This is a genomic window from Stenotrophomonas sp. STEN046 (genome assembly GCF_056759755.1).
This window is the reverse complement of sequence record NZ_JBRRDR010000001.1, coordinates 115,262-138,190: the sequence shown is the minus strand read 5'-3', so window position 1 is coordinate 138,190 and position 22,929 is coordinate 115,262. Positions and strand designations below refer to the sequence as shown.

Annotated in this window: 21 protein-coding genes and 1 pseudogene; 13 read left to right on the top strand and 9 right to left on the bottom strand. The window is 62.6% G+C overall.

The window, feature by feature from the left end; translation table 11 throughout:
- The first annotated feature begins 31 nt into the window (after positions 1-31).
- The 6 genes from ACVOLJ_RS00640 to ACVOLJ_RS00615 all read left to right on the top strand — a co-directional run bounded on the left by ACVOLJ_RS00640 (position 32) and on the right by ACVOLJ_RS00615 (position 6,124).
- A complete protein-coding gene (locus ACVOLJ_RS00640; protein ID WP_481563155.1) occupies positions 32-304 on the top strand; it encodes a hypothetical protein in 273 nt (90 codons plus the stop codon).
- A gap of 327 nt (positions 305-631) precedes the next feature.
- A complete protein-coding gene (gene paoA, locus ACVOLJ_RS00635) occupies positions 632-1,300 on the top strand; it encodes an aldehyde dehydrogenase iron-sulfur subunit PaoA (RefSeq protein ID WP_475279130.1) in 669 nt (222 codons plus the stop codon).
- Complete coding sequence (locus tag ACVOLJ_RS00630; protein WP_481563154.1) at positions 1,297-2,247, top strand: FAD binding domain-containing protein; 951 nt, start codon at positions 1,297-1,299, stop codon at positions 2,245-2,247. The genes paoA and ACVOLJ_RS00630 overlap by 4 nt, the downstream gene beginning before the upstream one ends.
- Positions 2,247-4,451 carry an aldehyde oxidoreductase molybdenum-binding subunit PaoC gene (paoC, locus tag ACVOLJ_RS00625; protein WP_481563153.1) on the top strand — a complete coding sequence of 735 codons (2,205 nt, stop codon included), beginning with the start codon at positions 2,247-2,249 and terminating at the stop codon, positions 4,449-4,451. Before ACVOLJ_RS00630 ends, paoC begins: the two co-directional genes overlap by 1 nt.
- 9 nt (positions 4,452-4,460) lie before the next feature.
- Positions 4,461-5,522 carry an XdhC family protein gene (locus tag ACVOLJ_RS00620; RefSeq protein WP_481563152.1) on the top strand — a complete coding sequence of 354 codons (1,062 nt, stop codon included), beginning with the start codon at positions 4,461-4,463 and terminating at the stop codon, positions 5,520-5,522.
- On the top strand, positions 5,498-6,124 hold the full coding sequence (locus ACVOLJ_RS00615) for a nucleotidyltransferase family protein (RefSeq protein WP_481563151.1): 627 nt from the start codon (positions 5,498-5,500) through the stop codon (positions 6,122-6,124). Before ACVOLJ_RS00620 ends, ACVOLJ_RS00615 begins: the two co-directional genes overlap by 25 nt.
- A 15-nt stretch (positions 6,125-6,139) precedes the next feature.
- Here the strand turns inward: ACVOLJ_RS00615 and ACVOLJ_RS00610 are convergent, their stop codons facing one another.
- The 4 genes and pseudogenes from ACVOLJ_RS00610 to ACVOLJ_RS00595 all read right to left on the bottom strand — a co-directional run bounded on the left by ACVOLJ_RS00610 (position 6,140) and on the right by ACVOLJ_RS00595 (position 10,124).
- Positions 6,140-7,246 carry an XVIPCD domain-containing protein gene (locus ACVOLJ_RS00610; protein WP_481563250.1) on the bottom strand — a complete coding sequence of 369 codons (1,107 nt, stop codon included), beginning with the start codon at positions 7,244-7,246 and terminating at the stop codon, positions 6,140-6,142.
- Positions 7,247-7,585: 339 nt separating this feature from the next.
- A pseudogene (locus ACVOLJ_RS00605) lies at positions 7,586-8,503 on the bottom strand (peptidoglycan-binding domain-containing protein); the annotation flags it as partial.
- Between the two features lie 54 nt (positions 8,504-8,557).
- Positions 8,558-9,193 carry a lysozyme inhibitor LprI family protein gene (locus ACVOLJ_RS00600; protein WP_475278770.1) on the bottom strand — a complete coding sequence of 212 codons (636 nt, stop codon included), beginning with the start codon at positions 9,191-9,193 and terminating at the stop codon, positions 8,558-8,560.
- A 346-nt stretch (positions 9,194-9,539) separates the two neighbouring features.
- Positions 9,540-10,124 carry a GNAT family N-acetyltransferase gene (locus tag ACVOLJ_RS00595; RefSeq protein ID WP_481563150.1) on the bottom strand — a complete coding sequence of 195 codons (585 nt, stop codon included), beginning with the start codon at positions 10,122-10,124 and terminating at the stop codon, positions 9,540-9,542.
- Between the two features lie 288 nt (positions 10,125-10,412).
- Between ACVOLJ_RS00595 and ACVOLJ_RS00590 the strand changes: the two genes are divergently transcribed.
- On the top strand, positions 10,413-11,261 hold the full coding sequence (locus ACVOLJ_RS00590; protein ID WP_481563149.1) for a S1 family peptidase: 849 nt from the start codon (positions 10,413-10,415) through the stop codon (positions 11,259-11,261).
- Positions 11,262-11,338: 77 nt separating this feature from the next.
- Here the strand turns inward: ACVOLJ_RS00590 and ACVOLJ_RS00585 are convergent, their stop codons facing one another.
- Both ACVOLJ_RS00585 and ACVOLJ_RS00580 read right to left on the bottom strand, forming a co-directional pair.
- Positions 11,339-11,812: a hypothetical protein gene (locus ACVOLJ_RS00585; protein WP_481563148.1), complete on the bottom strand. Its 474-nt coding sequence runs from the start codon at positions 11,810-11,812 to the stop codon at positions 11,339-11,341.
- Between the two features lie 42 nt (positions 11,813-11,854).
- On the bottom strand, positions 11,855-12,211 hold the full coding sequence (locus ACVOLJ_RS00580; protein WP_481563147.1) for a hypothetical protein: 357 nt from the start codon (positions 12,209-12,211) through the stop codon (positions 11,855-11,857).
- 509 nt (positions 12,212-12,720) lie between these two features.
- Here ACVOLJ_RS00580 and ACVOLJ_RS00575 point away from each other — a divergent pair.
- The 6 genes from ACVOLJ_RS00575 to ACVOLJ_RS00550 all read left to right on the top strand — a co-directional run bounded on the left by ACVOLJ_RS00575 (position 12,721) and on the right by ACVOLJ_RS00550 (position 19,619).
- Positions 12,721-13,431, top strand: coding sequence for a hypothetical protein (locus ACVOLJ_RS00575; protein ID WP_481563146.1), 711 nt, complete (start codon positions 12,721-12,723; stop codon positions 13,429-13,431).
- A 329-nt stretch (positions 13,432-13,760) separates the two neighbouring features.
- Entirely contained in the window at positions 13,761-14,270 is a 510-nt protein-coding gene (locus tag ACVOLJ_RS00570; RefSeq protein WP_481563145.1) for a hypothetical protein, read from the top strand.
- A gap of 155 nt (positions 14,271-14,425) precedes the next feature.
- Positions 14,426-14,974 (top strand): HEPN domain-containing protein, encoded by a 549-nt coding sequence (locus tag ACVOLJ_RS00565; RefSeq protein ID WP_481563144.1) that lies wholly within the window; start codon positions 14,426-14,428, stop codon positions 14,972-14,974.
- A 204-nt stretch (positions 14,975-15,178) separates the two neighbouring features.
- Positions 15,179-15,919, top strand: a complete 741-nt coding sequence (locus tag ACVOLJ_RS00560; RefSeq protein WP_481563143.1) for a S1 family peptidase — start codon at positions 15,179-15,181, stop codon at positions 15,917-15,919.
- Between the two features lie 56 nt (positions 15,920-15,975).
- Positions 15,976-16,875: a toll/interleukin-1 receptor domain-containing protein gene (locus ACVOLJ_RS00555; RefSeq protein WP_481563142.1), complete on the top strand. Its 900-nt coding sequence runs from the start codon at positions 15,976-15,978 to the stop codon at positions 16,873-16,875.
- Between the two features lie 311 nt (positions 16,876-17,186).
- Positions 17,187-19,619, top strand: coding sequence for a hypothetical protein (locus ACVOLJ_RS00550; protein ID WP_481563141.1), 2,433 nt, complete (start codon positions 17,187-17,189; stop codon positions 19,617-19,619).
- A gap of 158 nt (positions 19,620-19,777) precedes the next feature.
- On the opposite strand, the gene ACVOLJ_RS00545 is transcribed toward ACVOLJ_RS00550, so the two are convergent.
- Genes ACVOLJ_RS00545 through ACVOLJ_RS00535 form a run of 3 tightly spaced genes read right to left on the bottom strand, consistent with a single transcriptional unit; the run spans position 19,778 to position 22,804 of the window.
- On the bottom strand, positions 19,778-20,452 hold the full coding sequence (locus tag ACVOLJ_RS00545) for a hypothetical protein (protein ID WP_481563140.1): 675 nt from the start codon (positions 20,450-20,452) through the stop codon (positions 19,778-19,780).
- Positions 20,452-21,633: a nucleotidyltransferase domain-containing protein gene (locus ACVOLJ_RS00540; RefSeq protein WP_481563139.1), complete on the bottom strand. Its 1,182-nt coding sequence runs from the start codon at positions 21,631-21,633 to the stop codon at positions 20,452-20,454. Before ACVOLJ_RS00540 ends, ACVOLJ_RS00545 begins: the two co-directional genes overlap by 1 nt.
- A 10-nt stretch (positions 21,634-21,643) precedes the next feature.
- A complete protein-coding gene (locus tag ACVOLJ_RS00535) occupies positions 21,644-22,804 on the bottom strand; it encodes an SAVED domain-containing protein (protein WP_481563138.1) in 1,161 nt (386 codons plus the stop codon).
- Between the last annotated feature and the right edge of the window lie 125 nt (positions 22,805-22,929).

Genomic DNA, 22,929 nt, shown 5'->3' with positions numbered 1-22,929 from the left:
GTTCGTTGAATACGCCGATTGGAGGTCTGTGATGAGAGACATTGATCAGATCGGGCGCATGCTCGTTGAGTGCTATCCCGAGACCAGGATTACTCAGCTGGGGGGGCTGCATGACGGCGATGACAATGGGCTCTGGCTCATTTCTCATCCGGCCAGTCGACACGAGGTACAGCTGGAGTCCACAACAGGACAGTGCCCGTTCCTTCTGGAAAGCGACCGGGATGATCAACGGATCACCGTAGCGACAGTCAGCCAGGCGATTGTCGATGTTGTCGCCACGCTCGGGCTGCCTACCATTTCCTGATTGGCCCCTTCGCCGCGGGCTGACCTGGCAGCAAAAGAGTTCTGCCCTACGGCCTTTGTCCGCTGCACAGCGTCACCCGATACCACCAGCTTGTCGGTCACAGTAGTTTCCTGCACGCCCAGCAGGATGGCGGTCACGGTAGTTTCATCCCCGGCAGCGACGTCCCGATCATCGGGGGCCATTGCCGATGCCTTCCATGGACCGGACTCCAGCAAGCCCTGGAAGGGCTTCACAGATCTGTACCACGCAGGCCCGCATAGTGCCCCCTTGGGTAGTGTGAACGCGTCCATCCAGCCACGGGGTTTCCCCGAACGCCAGGAGGTCACTGTGCCAAGTTGGGATGAAAAATTTAAGTTGACGCGTCGGCAGGTGATTGCCGGCGGGGCCACGACAGTGGCGATGTCCGCCGCACCGGGGGCGTCATCGCTCGCCGCCGAACTGGCAGCGTCACCCCCACCCAGGCCGCCGGTCACCAGCAAGGTCGCGTTGACGGTCAACGGCACGCACCGTGAGCTCGAACTGGACACCCGCACGACGCTGCTCGACGCCCTGCGCGAACATCTGAAACTGACCGGCACCAAGAAGGGCTGCGACCACGGTCAATGCGGCGCCTGTACCGTGCTGGTCAACGGTGAACGCATCAATGCCTGCCTCAGCCTGGCGGTGCAGCACCAGGGCGATGCCATCACCACCATCGAAGGCCTCGGCACCCCCGATAACCTGCACCCGATGCAGGCCGCCTTCGTAAAGCATGACGGCTACCAATGCGGCTACTGCACGCCGGGGCAGATCTGTTCGGCGGTGGCGGTGCTCGACGAGATCAAGCGGGGTGTCCCCAGCCATGCGCAGGCCGATGTCAGCGCACGGCCCCAGGCCACCAGCATGGAGATGCGTGAACGCATGAGCGGCAACCTCTGCCGCTGCGGCGCGTATTCCAACATTGCCGAGGCGATGCAGGAGATCGCTGGCGTGACCTCTGCAAGGGGGCGCTCATGAAGGCCTTCAGTTACGAGCGCGCGAAGTCCCCGGCTGAAGCAGCCAAGGCCGTCGCCGGTACCGAGGGCGCGAAGTTCCTGGCAGGGGGGACCAACCTGCTCGACCTGATGAAGCTGGAGGTCGAGACGCCAGCGCACCTGGTCGACGTGCAGGACATCGGCCTGGACAGGATCGAACCTACAGATGACGGCGGCCTGCGCATCGGCACGCTGGTCACCAATACGGCGCTGGCCTCGCATGAGCGCGTGCGCCGCGACTACGGGGTGTTGACCCGCGCGATCGTGGCAGGCGCCTCCGGGCAGCTGCGCAACAAGGCCACCACCGGCGGCAATCTGCTGCAGCGCACGCGCTGCCCGTACTTCTACGACCCCCATCTGCCCTGCAACAAGCGCCTGCCCGGATCAGGCTGCGGCGCGCTTGAAGGATTCTCGCGGCAAATGGGCGTGATCGGCACATCGGACAGCTGCATCGCGACCTATCCGGGCGACATGGCGGTGGCCCTGCGCGTGCTGGACGCCTCGATCCAGACCGTCAAGGGCGATGGCAGCACGCGCAGCATTCCGATTGCCGACTTCCATCGTTCCCCCGGCGACAAGCCGCAGCAGGACAACGTACTGCAACGCGGCGAGCTGATCACCCACGTCACGCTGCCGGAACCGCCCGGCGGGCGGCACGTTTACCACAAGGTACGTGACCGCGCCTCCTACGCATTCGCGCTGGTGTCGGTCGCGGCAGTGGTGCAGCGTGACGGCTCGGCGCGGTTCGCGTTCGGTGGGGTCGCACCGAAGCCCTGGCGGATCGAGGCAGCGGAACCGATGTTGCGCGAGGGCGTGAAGGCCGCGACCCGGCAGGTGTTCGCCGGTGCGCGTCCAACGCAGGAGAACGCGTTCAAGATCGCGCTCGCCGAGCGCACGCTCGCAGCCGTCCTGGCCGAAGGAGAGCGCTGATGCCCCTCGAATTCAACGCCCCCGCCGGCGACAACCTGTTCGACAAGGCCAAGGTGGTCGGCAAGTCGACGCCGCGCATTGATGGTCCACGCAAGACCACCGGCACCGCCCCGTATGCCTACGAGCGCCATGACGTCGCGCCTAACCAGGCCTACGGCTATATCGTCGGCGCGGGCATCGGCAATGGGCGCATCATTTCGATGGATGCCTCCCGCGCACGTGCCGCGCCGGGCGTACTGGCGGTGATCACCGCACCGGAAACCAAACCGGTCGGCACATCCAACTGGAACAATGCGCCACTGTTCGGCGGGCCCGAGGTCGCCCATTACCACCAGGCCGTTGCCTGCGTGGTGGCCGAGACCTTCGAGCAGGCCCGCGCCGCCGCGGCGTTGATCCGCACCCGCTACGAGCGGGGCAAGGGCCGCTTTGATTTCCCCGCACTTGCGCCATCCGCGCCGCTGGCCAAGGGGCGCGACGGCAAGCCCGATCGGCAGGCGCTGGGAGATTTCGACAGCGCCTACGCAGGCGCCGCGGTCAAGCTCGACGAGACCTACCACACGGCCGACGAAAGTCATTCGATGATGGAGCCGCATGCCACCATCGCCGCATGGGAGGGCGACAAGCTCACCCTGTGGACGTCGAACCAGATGATCGACTGGGCCAGGCAGGCCATGGCTGCGATCCTCGGTATCGATGCTGGCAATGTACGCGTGGACTCGCCCTATATCGGCGGCGGCTTCGGCGGCAAGCTGTTCATCCGCGCCGATGCGGTGCTGGCCGCACTGGCCGCCAAGCAGGTCGGGCGGCCGGTGAAGATCGCGTTGCAACGCCCATTGATGCCCAACAACACCACGCACCGGCACGCGACCCTGCAGCGCGTCCGGATCGGCTGCGGGAAGGACGGCAGGATCTCCGCCATCGCCCATGAAAACTGGTCGGGCAACATCAACGGCGAGGACGGCGAGAACGGCACCCTGCAGACGCCCAAGCTCTATGCAGGCGCCAATCGCCTGGTGGCCAACTACATCGCCACGCTCGACTTGCCCGAAGGCAATGCGATGCGCGCGCCGGGCGAAGCACCGGGCCACATGGCGCTGGAAGTGGCGATGGACGAAATGGCCGAGAAGCTCGGCCTCGACCCGATCGCGTTCCGCATCCTCAACGAGCCGGAGGTCGTGCCTGGCGATCCGAGCAAGAAGTTCTCCGACCGCAACCTGGTGCGCTGCCTGCGCGAGGGCGCCGAACGCTTCAACTGGAAGGCGCGCCATGCCAAGCCAGCACAGGTGAAGGATGGGCAGTGGCTGGTCGGCATGGGCGTGTCTGCCGGCTATCGCGGCGCACCCACCATGAAGTCGGCGGCACGGGTTCGTCTTGACGGCCAGGGCGGGGTGATCGTGGAAACCGACATGACCGACATCGGTACCGGTTCCTACACGATCATCGCGCAGACGGCGGCCGAGACGATGGGCGTGCCGCTGGAACGGGTCCAGGTGACCCTCGGCGACTCCCGCCATCCTGCCTCCGCCGGCTCCGGCGGCCAGTGGGGCGCGGCAAGTTCCACCGCCGGCGTGTACGCCGCGTGCATCAGCCTGCGCCGCAAGGTGGGCGAAAAGCTGGGGTTCGATGGTGACAAGGCACACTTCGCCAATGGCCGCATCCAGGCAGGCGAGCGCACCGTCGATCTGGCCGAAGCGGGGCCACTATCGGCGGAGGACGGCATTGCCTTCGGCGATTTCAAGCAGGGCTACGACGTCGGCACCTATGCCGCGCATTTCTGCGAAGTCGCCGTGCATGCCTACACCGGAGAGACGCGCATTCGCAGGATGCTGGCCGTATGCGATGGCGGCCGGATCCTCAACCCGCTGTCGGCACGCAGCCAGGTCATTGGTGGGATGGTGATGGGTGCGGGCGCGACGCTGATGGAGGAACTGGTGGTCGACAAGCGGCTCGGCTTGTTCATCAACCACGACCTGGCCGGATACGAGGTTCCCGTGCACGCCGATATTCCACACCAGCAGGTGGTCTTCCTCGATACGCTGGACCCGGTGATCTCGCCGTTGAAGGCCAAGGGTGTGGGTGAGCTGGGCATCTGTGGGGTCGGCGCCGCGATTGCCAATGCGGTCTACAACGCCACCGGCGTGCGCGTACGCAACTATCCCATCACCCTGGACAAGCTGTTGCCCGGCTTGCCAGACGTAGGCTGACCGTTGCGCATGGAACGACCCGCTGCCTCGACCGCCATGGATGCATCTGTAGCAGCCGGCGTGGAGTCCAGGAATCTTGCCGAGCATCTGTCCCCAGCGCCGGGCTTCCTCACCGAAGGAAGCCCGCGCGGCGTGCTCGAGGCGGCCGTGACGCGTCTGCGCGCGGGGGAGCACGCCGTGCTCGCCCTGGTGCTGGAAACCGATGGTTCCACCTACGCCGGTGCCGGCGACATGGTGCTGTTCTGCAACGGCAGCCAGACCGGCTGGCTCAGTGGCGGATGCCTGGAGCCCGAACTGGCGCGACGCGCGCAGCAGGTGGCTGAAGCAGGGCAGGTCGATTGGATCGAGATCGACACGCGCAGTGACGAAGACCTGCTGAGCGGGTCCGCGCTCGGGTGCCGCGGCCGGCTGCGGATTGCGCTGCTGCCACTGCATTCCATGGCAGGTATCGACGTAGTGATTGAGGCCTGGCTTTGCGAGGGTGTGGCACTCCAGCGGGACGTTCGCACATCGGGGGAGATCGTCTTCCGCGCCGGTAATCGCGAGAAAGTTTGGCAGCTGGATTCGATGGACGGGGCGCAGCCCTTTGGCGAGAGCGCGTGGCGCTTGTCCTTGCCCCGGCTTCCGCGGGCCCTGGTGTTGGGTGGCGGCCCCGAAACGCCCTTCCTGGTTCCACTATTGCGTGGCCTTGGGTGGCGCGTCAGCGTGGCCGAACGGCGAGCCCGCTGGGCCTCCGCGGGGCAGGGCGCGGATGCACATCTCCAATCCAGCCCTGCCGAGGCACTGCATGGCGACGCGTGCGACGCGGTACTGGTGATGCATCACGACTTCGAACTGGACCGCGAGGCCCTGGTGGCGCTGGCCGATACAAAGGCTGCCTTCATTGGGCTGCTGGGTCCACGGCGAAGGCGTGAGGACCTGTTCAAGCTGCTGACACCAGATCAGCGCAACCGGCTGTCTTCCAGACTGCGATCTCCGGTCGGCCTGAATATCGGAGGCCGCGGGCCAGAGGCGATTGCGCTCAGCATCGCCGCGCAGCTGCAGCAATGGCGCAGCGCGGCCGGCACGTGACGGCCCCACATGCGGTGGTTGTGCTTGCGGCGGGCGGGAGCACCCGTCTTGGCCAACCCAAGCAGCTCCTGACCCGGCAGGGCGAGCCCCTTGTACATCGCGTGGTGCGGTTGGCCTTGGAGCTCGCGCCATCGCAGGTGCTGGTCGTGGTGGGCGCGAACGCGCAGGCCGTGACATCCAGCATTGCCGGGCTGGATGCCACCCCGGTAACCAACCCCCACTGGGAAAGCGGCCTGGCGAGCAGCCTGCAGGCGGCCGGCGCACACCTGCTGCCCAGTGTGGCCGCCGTGATGCTTGTGGCATGCGACCAGCCCGCGATCGAGCATGCCCATCTGCAGGCGCTGCTTTCCGGTGCCAGCGTCTCTGCGTCAGGGTGCGCCGGCACCCGTCACGGAAACGCGCTTGGCATTCCCGCAGTGGTACCACGCGCATGGTTCAACCCGGTGGGCGCAACCGGTGACCGCGGCTTCGGGAAGCGCCTGCGGCAACTACCCACCGATGCGGTGCACGCCCTTCAAGCGCCGGAACTAGGCCTGGATATCGACACGCCAGAAGATCTGGCGCGTGCGCGGGATTCAGGCTGGATCGATGCTGGGGATTGAACCTGCCGCGCTCTCTTACAGCCCTCGCGCGCGATTCTGTTCCTGCTCGCGCTGCTGGTTCTGATCCTGCTGGTTCTGCGTCTGCGTAGTGGACTGCTCCGCCTGGCGGGTGCTGGCCTCCACGGTCTGCGAAATCGCCTGGCCATGCTCGACAACGGCACGGCGTGCAGCCGGGTCGTTCATCTGCCCCTGCACGGCAAACACGCCCGAGCCATCCAGGCGGGCCACCACCGAGTCGATCCGGTCCATGCCGGCACCCTTGCTCGCCACCACCAGCTGACCAGCGGCGCGCTCGATCTGCTCGTTGTCGGCGAACACCGGCCGCATGCCCACCTGCGCCCGCTGCTTTTCCATGTCGTGCAGCTTGCCGACAGCTTGCTCGAAGCGTGCAGCGTCCGGGTGGGACGCGTCGCGCATGCTCGGCTCGGCCTGTGGCGGCTGTTTCTTTTCCGCCACCGCCGCGTCCAAGGCCGCCAGCGTCTTGTCGCCGGCCTTGCCGTCGTCCTTCAGCCCGTTGGCACGCTGGAAGGCCTGGACCGCAGCGAACGTGTCATCGCCAAAGTAGCCGGTGGTCGAAAGCGGCTTGCCGTCCTTGCCCTGATAGCCCAGACCAGCCAGCGTTTCCTGCATGGCTTTGACTTCGTCGCCGCGCTCGGCCCTGGCCAGCATGCCGTCGGCCATGGCGTTCTGCGCCGGCGCCCGGCGGGCCGGCGCGTCCTGGCCCAGGGTCAGCCGGTCGTTCAGCATGTCGCCCAGGTACTTGCGGTACTGGTCCGGCTCCAGCTCGATATGGGCATGCACCGCGCCCGGCGAACCGGCATCGGACTGCTTGATCAGCGGCGCACCATATTCAACGTAGTCGCCGGTCTTGTACGGCGAACTGCCGCGCTCACCGTGCAGCACCTGGCCCAGCAGCTCGCGTTCCGGGTGGCCTTTGGGGTGGCTCCAGATGCTGACGGAGTTCCAGGTGTTCTCCTTCACCTCCACATAGCCGGCCACCGGATTGGGGATCATCACGTCGCGCTTCCAGTTCTGGTCGGTCAGGATCAGATCCTTGTGGACCAGCGGAATGCCGTTTCGATCGCCGTCCCTGCGGGTGGTTTCCATCTCGCCTTCGATCATTTCCGAATGGCGGTCGGCCAGGTTGGCGTTGCCGGTACGCACGGCTTCGCGGTTGGTCTTGGGGTGATGAATCTGCAGATCGCGGAACGCGTCATCGCCCGTGATGCCATGCGGAATGGTGCGGTTCGCGCGGTTGTCCGCACTGCCCATGGGTTCGACCACACGGATGCGCTCGCCCGAGCTCAGGTCACGTGCAGGCGCAGCCTGGTCCTGCACGGGTGCGACCGGTGCGACCGGCGCGGCCGGTGCCGCGGGCGAGGGGGCAGGGCGCTCAGCAGGTGCAGCGGGCGCCGGCACGGCATTGCCTTGCTGGCGGACGGTGCTTTCCAGCGTGTCCAGCGTGTTCCTGCCGGCCTTGCCGTCTTCGGTCAGGCCGTTGGCCTTCTGGAATTCGCGCACGGCATGCTCGGTATTCGGCCCATAGTGCTTGTCCGCCGTCAGCGGCTGGCCATCCTTGCCGGTGTAACCGGCCTGGATCAGCTTGTTCTGCAGCGCTTCCACCTCCGCGCCACGCTCACCGGACACCAGCATGCCGTCGGCCATGGGGTTGGCGCGGCCGCGTCCACGCGACTGCTGCGGCTCGGGTTCACCGAAGGCCTGCTGGTAGTCCTTGCCCTGGTACGGCTCGGGGGTGCGATTGACCTGGTCGTAGCGCGCCAGGGCTACCAGATCGCCCTTTTCAGACACCGCGCGATCGCGCAGCCCCGGCCACCAGTCCGGCGAGCTCTTGAAGTTGGTTTCGACGTGGCTGATCTTGTAGTCCTGCGCGGCGCGGATGATCTGCTCGTCGCTCAGCTCGCCCAGGTTGTAGTGCTCGCCGTAGGCCTCTTTCAGGCCGGTCTGGAACACCGAGCGGGTCAGGTCGCGGTACTGCACCGACGTGCTCCACAGGGCATCCTGCACGGCAGCACCGCGCCCGGACAAGTCGATGCCCACGTCCTGCAGGCGCTCCATCTGCTTGTCGTAGTACAGGGTCTGGATGAAGTCGTGCTGGTCCTGCGCAAACGCTACCGGATCAGCGGCGGCCACTTCCTTCCACTTCGCGCCAAATGCCGGCGTTCCAGGCTCCAGGCCAGCGAACTGGTCGCGGTAGGCGGATGCGGCGATGTACTCGGCGGCGCCACCCATCTTGGTCGAGAACTGGTAGGTGCCATACGAAATGCCACCGTGGTCACCCACGCCGGTCGACACCGCACCCGGGCCGCGCCCACCAGACTCGCGATGCGCCGAGGTCTGGCCGATGTGCCAGCTGTCCATCTTCTGCTTTGCTTGATCCACAACATCCATGACTGCATTCCTTTGCGGTGGGGTTTACTTCTTGATCAACGCTTCGAGGGCGTCGGCACGATTGGCGAAACGGTTGATGCGGCACGATTGCGCGTCCAGCATCTGGCCCTGGCCTTGGGTGGCCGGGTCGAAGCGGCAGTAGCGATCGGTGTCGCGCATGTAGGCGTCCTGTTCGTCGCCCAGCTTGTCCTTGAACTCGCTGTCGGGGCCGGCGTCGATGGTCTGCAGGGCAGCGCGCATGCGCTTCTGCTGCCACTCGAACTCTTCGTCTGCGCAGGCTTCCATGGCCGAGGTCACGGCATCGCTGGCGGCTGCGCACTTCTTGAACTCGGGTCGCAGATTGGCGCGGTTGTACGAATCATCCGGTCGGTACGGATTGCCGTCCTCATCGGTGATGGGGGCGCCATCGTCGGCCTTCGCCGGTGCGGACTGTCCGGGGGCAGCGGCTTCGGCCTGGGTTGCCGACGCTGGCGCCTCAGTCGGCGCAACGGAGTCGGCGGGGGCCGCAGGCGCGCTCGCCGCTGCTGGCTCGGCCACGGCGGCAGATTCCGCCTGCGGTGCCTGGCAGGCCGCCAGCAACACGCCCAGGGCAAGCACGGACCAGCGTGCCTTGCCGCCTGTGGCGCGAACGAAAAGAGCAGGGGCCTCAACTTGCTGCATCTGTCTGGTCTCCTTGGAACGGGTTACGGATGGACGCGCAGCACGGCGCGTCAGCGCGGCTGATGGGCGCGTCCTGGGGGGTTCTGTTCGTGTCCTGCATTGTTCCGCTTCTCCCTGCGTGTTGCCGCGCCTGTTGAGGCGTGCGGCGGCTGTCGTGTCCTTACTGCACAGCGGAATCGTTACCACCCGGCGAGCAGGTGCTGCCTATGGCCGGTGGCCTCCCCCTGAGGCCGCTTTGGAGGATTGTACGGGATTGGCGTCAAATTGATGACGCTGGGGTCGACGGGTCATTGACCGGCCATATGGCCGGTCCGGCAGGCGAGCTGGAGATTGTTGGTCCGCCGGGCTACTTCGCACTGATCACGAACATGTGGAAGTCTGACTCTTCCGGTGCGGTGGGAACGCGGTACACCATCCCCATTCTCGGAAAACTCCGCTCCCAGTGGGCGTGCGCAGCCGTGTCCTTCCGGAAAGTGGCCAGCAGCCATTCGCCCGTTTCGGGGCGCACCAGGCCTCTGACCACCGTAGCTGCGATGCCCTTGCCTCGATGCTTTGGGAGCACGAAGAGATCTGCCAACTCCGGCAGACGCCGCCCTTCAAGTTCGACCTCATCCACCTGGACGAATCCGCACAGTGCGCCATCAAGCCAGATCAGGCGGGTCCATCCGGGCTCAGCCCGCAAGCGGGACTGGACGTCGGCAAGCGAGCAGTCGTAGAGCCCATCGGAGAGGATCTCTTCATCACTCCAGGCCGATGCCTCGAAGTAGTACAGCTGCATCAGTCTGAAAACAACGTCTGCATCCTGCGCCGTGGCTTCAACGAGTGTCAGTCCATCCATCGGGAGAATTTCATCCACATCAACCGCGGTGATCGCGTTGTTTGCTGGAAAAGGATGGGACACCGAATCAGTGCTTTCTGCAAGGGCAGCCATCGGCTCCTGATACTCCGTCACCACGCTAGACTACGTGAGCCTGGCCCAAACGTGAGCCTGGGCGGGCACGCTGTTCGGACCTGTGATTTGTCCCGGCGAGGCGTGGGCTGAGCAGCGCGGGCAAGAATCCTCCCGGACTCAGGCCTCGTTTCCCGGCGTTCGTCGCACGTGACGCCGCCTTGTCGAAAATCCTGTCTGGCATTGAGACTGTCCGGTCATACTGAGGCGAGGCGTGCACGAACGCCACGGGTGAACCTCAGGCCACTACCTGAAAGGATGTTTCGACATATGAAGTTCCGGCTTCTACTTGCGCTCTCCATCCTGCCGTTCGCAGCGAACGCGGTTGTCATCCGTAGCGATGTTGACGATTCAAAGTACCGGATAGATCAATCCAAGTTTCCTGCGCTGGCAGATATGCCCGGCGAGGGACACGGCGTTCTCATCGCGCGCAAGTGGGTCCTCACCGCTGCACACGCCGCGCCCATGGAAGGCATGGACGCCAAGGTGACTATCAACGGCAAGGAATACAACGTTGCCAGGGTGATCGTCCACCCTGGCTTCAAGCGCATGCCCGACGCATTGGGCCAGGAAGCGTTGAAGACGGGCGATCCATCCAGGATTCACGCGTTTCTGGCCGGTTCGGATGACATAGCGTTGATCGAGCTGGATACGCCGGTGGAGCACGTTGCACCGGTAGCTCTTTACCGAGGCAACGATGAAGTCACCGAAGTCGCCATGTTTGTCGGCAAAGGGGCAACCGGCAACGGGGTTGACGGGCAAAGCGCCAGCTCCGCACATCGAGGCGTGCTCAGGCGGGCCTACAACTCCATCACGGGCGCCAACGATCGCTTTGTCTGGTATCGATTCGATCCGCCCGCACAAGGCCTGCCACTTGAGGGGGTGTTGGGAAGCGGGGACAGCGGCGGCCCCCTCGTTGTGCGTAAGCAGGATGGGTGGCAGCTCATTGGCCTGGGGTCGTGGATCACCGCGGTTCCAGAGCACGCCCTGGAGGCGGGCTTCTATGGACAGGTGGTCTTCAACGTTCGCATCTCACGGTATTCCAGTTGGATCGATAGCGTGATGTGCGTTGCGGATGGCAGTGCGTGCATAGACGCCATCCAGCGCGCTGAGCACTAGAGGGTTTCGCGCCAAGCCCATCGAGAGGCCGCCTCTGAACGAAAGCGGACATTGCCTGAGCGGTGTTCGTTCAACTCTCATCCCCCACACCGTGCATCCTCCGGCACAGTACCCGCCCATACCAGCCGTACCCGATCCATCACGGTAGGTTCCTGCACGCCCGCCAGGAACTGATCCAGGTACGGCAAAGGCTTCAGCGGCCACTGAAGCGTGGCCTGCAGGTGGACGATTGCAGGCGCCCGCTGCCGAGCGCCCAGTGGCACCTTGATCAACAAGTGCGGCGGATGGGTTTCCACATGCAGCACCAAAGCACCTCTGCATAGCACCTGGAAGGAAGCCGACGCGGGTGTTGCTTCCACGAAGTCGAAGCCTTCCCGCGACCGCGCCTCTGCGAAGCGGAGTGCGTGGGTGCGCAGCTTCAAGAACGCCTCATCGGACACGCCACGATAGGTGAAGGCCTCCGGGTCCACCGGCTCTGGCCAAAGCGTCCGTGCCGCAACGATCAGTGCCAGGCACAGCGCCAACACTGCCCAATGGATCGCCATCGCCACGCGGCTGCCGGCGTATGCGCTCGGCCCCACAGCGGCGGCCCTTCAGCTCTGCGGCTGCAATCGATCGCTGGCATGGGCCACAAGGCCGAGGGCCGCCATGATCAACCCTTCCATCACACGGTCGCCCACGTACTGGTCCGGCTCGCCGTTCTGGCGGGTGCGCTCGGCGGCCAGCAGCACCTCCAGTACAACGCGCAGGCCAGTGAGCGAGCAGTCCGCATCGGCCAGGGCCATCTGCCGGCCGCGAAGCTGGTGGCGTTCCGGCCAGGGCTGGCCGTTGGCGGCAACACCGGCGCCGATGCTGTGCAGCAGGGCGATGAGGGTGTTGGGATCTGCGGCCGGCTCGGCCGAGGGCGCCTCGTGGATGGGCTGTGGGGCAGGGGAGTAGGACGTGGTCATGGCATGGCTCCTTGCGTGCAGGCAGAAGCCGCCACCGATAAAGGTGGCGGACGATGCGTGGTTCGAAACCCGGTCTACGCTAAAACCGGCAGGCACAAGGCCTCCACGCACCGCCCGCCATAGCCGGCCGACGGATTGCCAGCCGGCACCACCAGATAGGTGATGCCGGCTGGCAAGCGTTTACTTCAGCGTAAAACCGGGGTTTCGAAGCCCGACCACCGTTCTCGGTGGCGTGGCTAGGATTACGCCCGGCTGTGCGCGATGCCAATACAGTAAGGGCAATGCCGTCATCACTTTCGACGTTTTCAGAATCGTTGTATGACGGGTCGGGCAGGCGGGGCTTGCCCTGCAAGGGCTGTGGGCGGTCCCGGCTAGCCCGCATCTTCTGTGCCGGTGCCGACATGCTCCGGCCAGGAGCGGGGCGGACGCGACACATTGCATGGCTGACGCTGCGCTCCACGACGTGGCACTATCCGGGAAGCGTCAAGGTCGCTTGAGAGGGGATGTACATGGAACGTACGCAGGAAAAGCTAACCATGGCCGACGTGGCCGGCTGGGGTTCGGCCGTCGTCACGTTTGGCCTGATTCAAGGGGCGCTATATCTGAAGGCGTACTGGGGCCACTTTGGCCTTGATCCCTTTCAGTTTGTTGCTGTGAGCGAACTGGCCTTGGCCGGCCTGACAGGCATCGGGATTGTGTTGTTTCTCATGCTGCTAGGTATGCTGTTTGGTGGCTGGTTGGAAGTAAAGGTGACGAGCAGCCGCTCCAAAAACAAGCTGTTCGCCTGGCTGTTTCCAATGTTTTTCTTCGCTGGCCTGGGGCTGCTGCTTTGGTGGTCGAACACGTGGCCTCTTCTGATAGGGCTTCTTCTGACGGTCATCTGTGCGCTGATCGTGCATCTCTCGCCGGTGGTGCCAACCGCCGTGAAAGATTCCCCCTTCTTGATCTATGCCCTGGTGCTGCTGGTGTACGTCTCGATCGTGTCAAACATGCTTGGCTTCCAGCGCGCCGAAAGGATTTCCTCTGGCGACGGCAAGCACGTGGCAACTGTGACTGTTGATGGAAAAGTACAGGGGGGCTTGGGTCTGATTGGCCGCCTTGGCGATAGCTATGCGCTATGGGACCCGGCCCGGAAAGCTGCTCTGCTTGTGCCTGTTGGCGATGTCGGCAGGCTGGAAATTGTGCGAAAGGGCACGATGCCTAATCCGGTTGCTCAATAGAACTCGGCTTTGACATGTCTCAGGCAGCAAGCTGCGGTGCGCCATTGTTGGCAGTAGTGATAAGGGGTATCTATTGAGGGTAGGGGGCGCGGCTCCTTCCTTCAGAGACGCTGGCCCTGTCCGGAGCCCAGCTGCCCCGCTAACTCCTAAGCTAGCCCAACGGCGTTGTAGGCCACACTTGAAAGCGACGCCTCGATGACGCACAGTTGATTCCACTCAAGCTTTGACTGGAAATCGAGCATGCTGGATCTACTGATAGGGCGGATTGACTAGCATTCACCGAGGGAACTATGCCATTTACGCTTACCCGGACGGTCCTCGGAATTTTGGTGCCAGGCCTGATCGCCATCACTCCTTGGTTGCTCGCTCTCGTCCAGCACACTAAGGCAACTCTTGGCTTCGACTCAAACTCCACCCTTGGGCATGCCCTGATCTTCTCTGCCGCAATCGTAGCCGGTACGTTTTTCGAGGCGCAAGGGACGAAGCTTGAGGTCAAGTGGGACAACAGCAAGGAGGAGGCGCATCAGGTTTCGGAGAACTGGTATACCTATCTGTCCCAAGTCCTAGATAAGGAGCCGGTTGGTTATCGCTACATGAGTAGGCTCGCCACGACTCTCTACTTTGAGCTCGCCATGATGTGGGCTGCGCCGGCCTTTCTGCTCGGAGCCACGATTCTTGCGTCACTCCGATTTCCGGAAGCCTGGGTCATCCTAGGAATTGTTGGGCTTGCCGCCGCCGTGGGGGTTGGATTCTATTTTCATAGTCAGGCGAATAGCACCCACGACGTGATCTGTTCTACCCGAAAAGAACTCGTATCGCGCCTTCCAAATATGCACTAGCCACAGTCAGCGGGGCAGGCCACTCCCAGGCCTACAAGCAGCCCTACAGTTGCCCAAGGCAAAGCTGTGACGTCGCGGCTCAGTGCGCCAGGGCTGTCTGTCAGGGGCAGCGAATCTAGCTTCACGCTCTTTCGTCAGCCAAATGGACTTAGCAAATGGCGTCTCAAGCACTGCAGAGCTTCAACCATGTAATTCAGGATGCTGTAGATCTGCTTGCACATTTTGACGCTATAAATTCGCAGCCACCACCCGACAGTGCTGAGGTGCTGAAGCGCGCAAGCCTAATTATGGCCCTCGCGGCACTTGAGACCTACATAGAAGACCGCATCAGTGAGGCCGCAGGGCAGGTCGTGGGAAGGGACGGCTCTGTCGGAAGGATTCGGGAATTTTATCTCAACTCGCTCCAGAACGATTTAAAGTACTTCCACACTCCGACACCCGATCGTGTCGGGCGACTCTTTGAGAAGTACTTACAGATAAACGTATTCGAAGGGTGGGTCTGGAACAACTACGATCAGGTGCGTGCTAAAAAACACCTAAACGCGATTGCCAAGAAGCGTGGAGATATTGCGCATCGTTCGCTCCGACCTGTGGACGGACAAACATCGGCACACGCAGTCATCCGAGAAGATCTTAGGAAGCACATCCGCTTCATTCAAGACCTGGCGGCTGCAACCGATAGGTACATTGAAGCTAACCTCTGAAGGGTCAATGATTAGGAAGATTTATCAGGCGTACGGAAGGGTCGCACTCGACCAGCAACGGCCATCCACCAGCTTGATCTGCGGCCTATCCGCCTTTAGCGTCGGGTGCAATAAATGGGCTGATCAAAAGATCGGCGCTGGGTGAATGGCTCGAGTCTTGAATCTTCGAATCCCGAATCTTCGCGGTGGCGTCAAGGGGGGGGCATGCATAATTTCAAGTTTTGGGCGAGACGGACATTTGCGGAGTTTCGCGGCGGAGTGGCTTACATTGGATCGACGGGCGCTGACGGAAGCGAAGGGATAGGGACTGCATTCCATGTAGGAAATGGGGTCTTTGTCACCGCGCGACATGTTGTGGAGGGCCGAGAGATCAAAGAAGTTGGGATCGACGATCAATCAATGATTCATGCCCTCAACAGGCAAGCGGCGCTATCGAAGTCTTACGAACTGCCGCAGCTCGCCATTACAAGCGGCCCGTTCTTTCATAGAGAACCAAGTGTTGACGTGGCATGCTTCACCCTAAGCGTGTCGCCTGATTCATACATTCCGCTGGGAGGACACCTAGATGACTGGCTTGGTCAGTACGAACTAGTCCTCAACAGAACACTTGTGTTGGGTTACCCGCCAATCCCGCTATCTAAGGAACCAATTCTTTTCGCATCGAGCGGAGAGATCAACGCGCTCGTTGACCTTTACGGAGGCACACACCATCCTCACTTCTTAATATCAAGCATGGCCCGGGGTGGATACAGCGGCGGACCAGTTCTGGTCGCTTACGACGAAGACAACGAGGATGGGGGAACCGCCTTGCTTGGAATAGTTACACAGTCGTTGGTCAAGGATGAGAGCTCAGCAGAAGTGGGTTACTTCGCCGTTCTAACTGTGGAGCCGATATATGACTGCCTTGAGCAGCATGGACTTCTTCCTGATTTCCAAAGACTTTAACCTAATGCTTAGTGGCGCAGCCTATCGCTTCAAGTAGCAATAGCTAAGAGGCTCTTATGTACAACCTGCTTATGGTCTATCGCGAAGGAACTTGGGACGAGGACGAGTTTTTTCTCGAGCTTCCGAGGTACTTGGAGCACACGGCGCAACCAGTAAAGGATGGGTTCAATGCGCTCAACGACCAGGTTATCGATGCTCTTAAAGCAATGCCGACGCTATTCGCCTACGAAGACAGAGGTCGAGATATAGGGATCCCTGCACGCGTAGGATGGATTGATCAGGTTCAAGTGCGCTATGGCGGGATTAGGATTACCTGGCGATTCGACGCATCGATTTCGCCAATTCCTGCAGAGCGCCTTCGCGAAATGTTTGCAGATCTGGATATACGAGAGCGGAACTGGGAACAGACAAGGACCCATTGGGCGATAAAAAACGTTGATCTGCGTGCGGTACTCGTCGCACACGGTCTCGCTATCGAACTCCGCGCCCCGACGGTATTTGTGTCCTACTCCTGGGATTCAGAGGAGCACCGAAATTGGGTGCGCCAGCTCGTTCTAGAGCTGCGGGCTAACGGCATTGACGCCATGGCCGATATGACGCACGTCAGACCAGGCCAAGATCTGGGCCGCTTTATGGAGCAAACCGCAAATTGTGATCGAGTAATCGTCGTCTGCACCGCAAACTACATGAGTCGCGCGAACGGTCGCGTTGGCGGGGTGGGCTACGAACACCTAGTAACGGCGGCGCAGTTGATGGCAGATCCTGGCTCAGTTCGATTCATTCCAGTTCTCAAAGATCACGCCGATGCCGCGCACTTGCCTATAAATCTTCGCGGGCGAATGTATGTTGATCTTAGCGATGGCCCGAATCGCAACGCAAACTTTCAAGACTTAGTCCGCGATTTGCATAACGCGCACGAGCCCATACCGCCGCTAGGGCCCCGGCCGAGATTCTAGAGTTCGCAAACTAGATCACTTATCGGAACTAATTCGGGACCGCCTACGGGCCTTATGGCAGGTGGCCGCCGCGGTTCATCCCCCGAAATGACGGACACTTACGAGACGGCCGATCTAGGTAATTCCGCGCTCCCAAATAGCCGATTCGGGATCTCGCCGGAGGCGAGAGCAGAGGATTAGGAGGCTTTATCAGCCATCGGCCAGAGGCTGGCAGGAGACGCGAAATCCCGGCAAGTCTCAATCCAAAGCGAACAAAGATCTGATGAGAATGTAGTCTGGACCAGATCCCCTCCAATTGAGCTGGAGTTCCGGTGCACCCACCCCAAAAAAAAGTTCAAGGATCATCCCGCCAGAATCACTATGTACCGGAGTGGTACCAGCGTGGCTTTATCCTCGATGGCGGCCAGCACTGGCTCCTCGACTTGTCACCGCCGCGCCAGCGTCCCGACGGTGCGCCGATACCGTCCAGGGCGCTTCGGCGGGCGCCCAAGTCGGCATTCTGGGAGCAGGATCTCTACGTCACGCGGTTCGGTGAGCAGTTCAACGACGAGGTAGAAACAGTGCTCTTTCAAGGCATCGACGATTTTGGTGCGCTTGCGGTACGTGCGTTTCTCGGTGGCGACGCAGGTCAGGTCCACGCGCAGTACCAGGCACTACTTAGTTATTTGGGCGCGCAGAAGTTACGCACTCCAAAAGGCCTGGACTGGATACGAAGTCGATATCCGGTGCTTTCGCAGGTCGATCTGCTTGTGGAGATGCAGCATCTGCGTCACATGTTCGGCGCTCTGTGGACCGAGGCCGTCCATGAAGTGGTCTCGGCCGAGGATTCGGATGTCAAGTTCCTCATCGCCGACCACCCCGTAACGACCTTCAATGCCGTGCTGCCAAGTGACGCGACCGCCCAGGCCTATCCCAACGACGCTCCCATAACCTGGAACGGCACGCAGACGCTGTTCCCACTCGACAGCAATCAGTTGCTAATTCTGACGCACGTGGATTACGCCAAGTATCCCAGTGATGTCGCTCTCGCGGCAAAACGAACGAACGCACGCTATTTCGGTGATGCGATTTTGCGCACGGATCGTCTTATCCGAGGGCGTCGCTTCAGTAGAGAAGAAGTCGTCACCGTGAATGCTTGGCTTAAGGGGCGCGCGCGCCGCTACATCGCCGCAGGAAGGCCGGAATGGCTGTATCCGGAATTGGATCGGCCTTTAGATCACGCCCGTCTGGCCGAGCTGCTGCGCCCGCCTGAAGCAGAGCTATGGCGCTACGGCGGCGACACATACATCGGCTTCAAAGATGGCACTTATGGCTTTCGAGACGCCTATGGGCGAACCTCCCGTGAGCACGAGTTCGTGGCCAAGGCACCTCCATTGTCGCCGCCGCAGACCGTAGAACCTTGTCCATGCGGCAGCGGTGGCCCCTACGACACGTGCTGCGAGCTGTTGGCCCCATGGGAGCGACCGCGGTGGGATGAGCTCAGCCTTCGCGAGCGAAACCTAGCATTTCTGCGCGCGATCGCTGGCGTGTTGAACTTGAACGAAAAGAACGCGTGGAGGCGTGTCCAACATACGCTGTCCGACGAGCAAGTTTCCCAGCTGCATCGGATCTCGCAGGGGTTGTGGCCAGAAAACACCGATCTGACTGCGCTGCTTCCCCGGCAGAGTAACGGTCGTGTGCGTGCGGTGTACATGGGGCCATCCGATCCGCGCACAGCAGGCGAAAGTTTCATAAGCCTCATACCGCTGTTCGATCAGATTCTGGTGATGGATCCGTTCCTTGTCTCACGCAATCTTCGCCCCGATTTCAGTCCTGTCACATCCCCGGAGCAGCACAAACTGCAGTTTTTGAAGAACGTTTGGTTCTGGTTGTTGCTTGAGCCGCTCATCGTCGCAGGGAAGGTGCTCGTCTTCCCGAATCCTGCTGACCTTAGTCCGGATTTCCAACGGGCGATGCAGGAGATGGCGCAGACGCGCACCGCAAAGTGGGTGCCTGCACCGGAAGATCTGGCCAAGTTCGAGAAACTTGCCCGTGAAGACTTCCAGCGATCGCTACTGCTGTTGCCGGACGACACTCTACTCCCGATGTTCAAGAGGAGCGCGCCGGATAAGCCGGACGCGTACGTGCAGGGAGTTATCGACTACATGCGGCGTGAAGCCGAGAGCGATCCCATGGCACTGCTCCAGGTTCTGGGAACGGGCAAGCGGCTTAGTCAGGCGATGGTTACCAAGAGCGTGACCTTGGAGGTAGCGATTTTCATCGCACAGGCCACTGGGGCGGTCCCGGTCACAGACGTCAAATCACTGTGGAACCAACTTCATGATCACACTCGCGCAGCGCAGGGCGGGGGCAGCGCGCCGACCAATCTGTGTGGATTACGAGCGCCAGCAGTTCTCAATCCCTTCAATGGACTCACCCTCGCCGAATCCATCGCCGCAGTGGAGGTGCGAGCGGCCTTGCGCGGGGCGCTTGAGACCTTGGCGTTGCGTTCAAAAGACAAGGCTCTGGAGGACTTTGAAGCCCTGGGTGCGCGCCTGGACCGCCTGACGGATGAGGCGGGTCATCTGTGCATTTCAGACGCTTCAGTTGCGCAGCTGCTCACTCCTTCTACGCCGACGGGCGGGTTCGAGTTGCCCGCGACGCAGCGGCTTGTGGTGGGTTTTGGCCGAGGCGAGCCCCCCATCTTTCTAGGCTTGGCACTGCTCAGGACAACTCTGCGCAGCACCGCAAGCGACGCAAGCTAAAGGCTATACATCCGCGTGTTCTCGCCGCCGCATAAGGTGCTTGCCCAGCAGCGCTTCGCGCGCCGCACCTAAGGAACGCAGGCCACGAGGGCAGGGCGCGTGACAACAGGGTTACGCATGCAGCGCTTGTTGCTGGCAAGCTTGAGGCGGCGCTGGGCCTACGGCGCCGCGAGTGCATCCAACGCAAGCAACTGTGCCAAGACCTTACGGAAGAAAGCTCGTGGCGCAAGCCTCCTCCAAGCATTCAGAGACGCGCGGTAGTTGCACCGCCCCAGTCGCCCCGCGCAACCACATGGGCATGGCAGTTTGTTGGCAACGCGCTTTCGCTTGGTCAGCGCCCGCAGTGCCGCCCGCACCGCGGGAGCGGTAGGCAGGCCAAACAGGCGCTGATAGTCGTCGTAAAGGCCAGGGGCGCCATGCTCCAGCTCTTCGAACGGGTAGCCCGCGTAGCCCCGTTGCCGCCAAGATGCAGCGTATAGGAACGGGATCACGCACTGATCGACGTAGGCGAGCAGGGTCGGTGAAGGACCGAGCTTGAGCTGCAGCTGCAGCGGCGACCCTAGGCACAGGTTGCCGGCGCTGTTGACGTGGTTGTCCGGCGTGCGCGGGACACGTTGATCCTCCTCGTACACATCCGGTAACGTCTCTGTCGAAAACAGCGGCACCTCCAGGCGTACCCGGTATGTGTCGGCGATGGCGGGGCGACCCGGCGGCGTCCAACTGAAGTCGAGGACGCCGCCGACGATCACGACGTCGGCACGGCGGCTCGGCCGTCGGCGCAACCGCGGCCACGCCGTCAACAGCTCGTCGACGTGGGTCTGCAAGAATTGCATCACTGGCGCCAAGGGCGCGCCGGCGTGGAGTCAACATGCACCTTCCGGAACACCGCCGGCGCTGCGACGACACCAGCTAGGCCACGGAATGCGTCCTGCGACAGCTTCAGTCCGAAGTGGTCTTCTGCCATCTCGACGAGACGTCCGGCGTGCGGACTGTCTAGGAACGCGGCGAAGTCGCGGTTGGCGGCTTCGATCCACTCGTGGAAGTGGCGCTTTAGCTCGAGTTCGAGGCAGTCTTGGCGGTGCCAGCGATCGGCAAAGTTCTCCTGCGGGTTGATCGGGTTGCGGATCTCGTCGGCGCCTGAAAGCCTGACCTCGTCAAGCTCCAGCAGGACCCGGCGCAAGGTCTGGGTCAGCGATTCGCCATGAACGTACACCTGGCCGGCGATGGTGGTGAGCACGATCGAGGCCGGCTTGACGTCGGGATCGCTGGCGAAGCGAATGTCGCGGTGCCGCTTCAGCAGTTGCACGACCTGCTGCAACGCTGTCTTGCTGCGGTAGACCGGGACCGGGTCGATCTGGGCCTCGGCAAGTACACCGCGTTGTTCGGGCGCTCGCATGCGCGACAGGAACCATTGCAGGTAGCCACCGGGGTTGCTCGACGGCCAATCACGGCTGCGCGTGCGGTAGGTGCGATGCTGCTGGTCGGTGATCCACAGCGCCTTGCGGGCGATGTCCTGGGCCAGCGCCGCCGGGACGCCATGCAGTTCCATTTGCTCGCGCAGGTAGCGGCGGCGGTCGTCGTCGGCCCGGATACCGGGAACCACGTCCAAGTGGAACGGGAGCTCCTTATCCTTGTAGCGCAGGCGCCAGCAGCGGTTCTTCGGCTGCAGCGGCCGGTCGATCTGACGGGCATGGCGGTACGCCGCCAGCTCACCCCCGACCAGGTCCTTCAGATCCTGCTGGGAATGCGTATCGCGTGACAGGCCTTCTCGAAGCTTGCAGGTGAAGTCCAAGTCGTACTCGTCGTCGTCGTTGATCGGCCGGATCGCGGTACCGAGTGCGAAAGACCCCTGCACGAAGACATGGGCGTCGTGTCGGGCCAGCGTGGATTCAGGGCGCGCGATCCACTGTCCGAGATCCTTATAGCGGCTTTCTGCCTGCTCGTAGGCATGAGCGGGCAGATCGATGTCCTTGAGCAGGACTTCTAGGCGCGAGTTCGGGGCACGGGTGTCCATCACAATCACCTCAACGTTCGATCAGGGGCAGAGAAAGGGCCGGATGAAAGGCGCCGTGGCCTTTGTCCGCGTCGTACACATGGAAGGGGAAACTGACCTTTGGCTTGACCGCGATGCCGAAGGCCATCGCAAGCGAGGCGGGCATCGCAGGAAACACATGGATCGGCGCGGTCTTCGGCAACTGGGTTTCCAGTTGCGCCACCACGCTAGCGACCGTGGCGCGAAACGCATCGATCGTCGCGGGCCCCTGGACGAGATCCAGCCGCGGTTGGTCGACGGTGACGTGAATCACTGAGGGTTGATCGTGGTTGAGGGCAGTGCAGATGCGCTCGGGTTCGATCACGCCGGACAGCGAGAACACTAGGACAACCGGACCATCCCAGTGCGTCGGCCATTTGATGTCGAAGACACAGGCCGGTGCATCCTTGTCGGGGAACTGCCAGCTCTGCGCGTGGCGGTCCCACTGGAACGGGTACAGCTCACTGGAGTGGCCGAGCGCGAATCCCATCACCATCAGCGCCGGCATGTCGGCAAGACCGAACAAGGCAATTGCGCGATCGGAGTCAGGGCGCGCTTGCAGCATCCGCACCTTCTGGCGGATGGCAGTCAGTATGTGCAGCCAGTACTCCGCACTCTGCGGCTCGTAGCCACTGGCATCAACGTCGACCTCGACCGGCCGCTCAGTCAATACCAGCCCGCGCTGAACCGCGGCCTTCAGGGCGCTGGTCGCATCCCCGGCCATGATCTGGCGCCCGATAACCCCACGAAAGTGCAGCCCGAGCACCTTGCGGCCATGGCTGTGCTGGCCGGCGACGCGCACCGCGGCCTCGTGCTGTTGTTTCCACTGCGCCAGCAGGGCTTCGGGGTAGTGCTCTTCCCAACCAGGCTTATCGACCACGGCGTGGTGTGTGGGGCAGAACAGAATCAGGTTGTCGGAATCGTCCGACAGCGGGTGAGAGCGCCGCGCATCGCCACGCGGTCCGTCGGCACTGGCGGCAACATTGTGGGCGAGCTCACCGAATCCACTCGGCGTCAGGTAGAGGGGATCCTGATACAGCACCGCGCCGCAGCCCGGCCACGCGCATACGCCGGCACCGCGGGCCCACACCTCTCGTTGCGTCGCCGGTGAGACCGCCTTGCCGCGCGTCGATTTCCCAGCCGCCTTGCCCATCTGTCATCCCCCAAAAGGTGGTTGCGTGTCCGATCGTGCTCGCCCGATGTCGCACACGCTGCGACAAAACCCCAAGGACTAGACACTGAATGCGACGCTTACCCATCCATCTTGTGGCGCGTGAC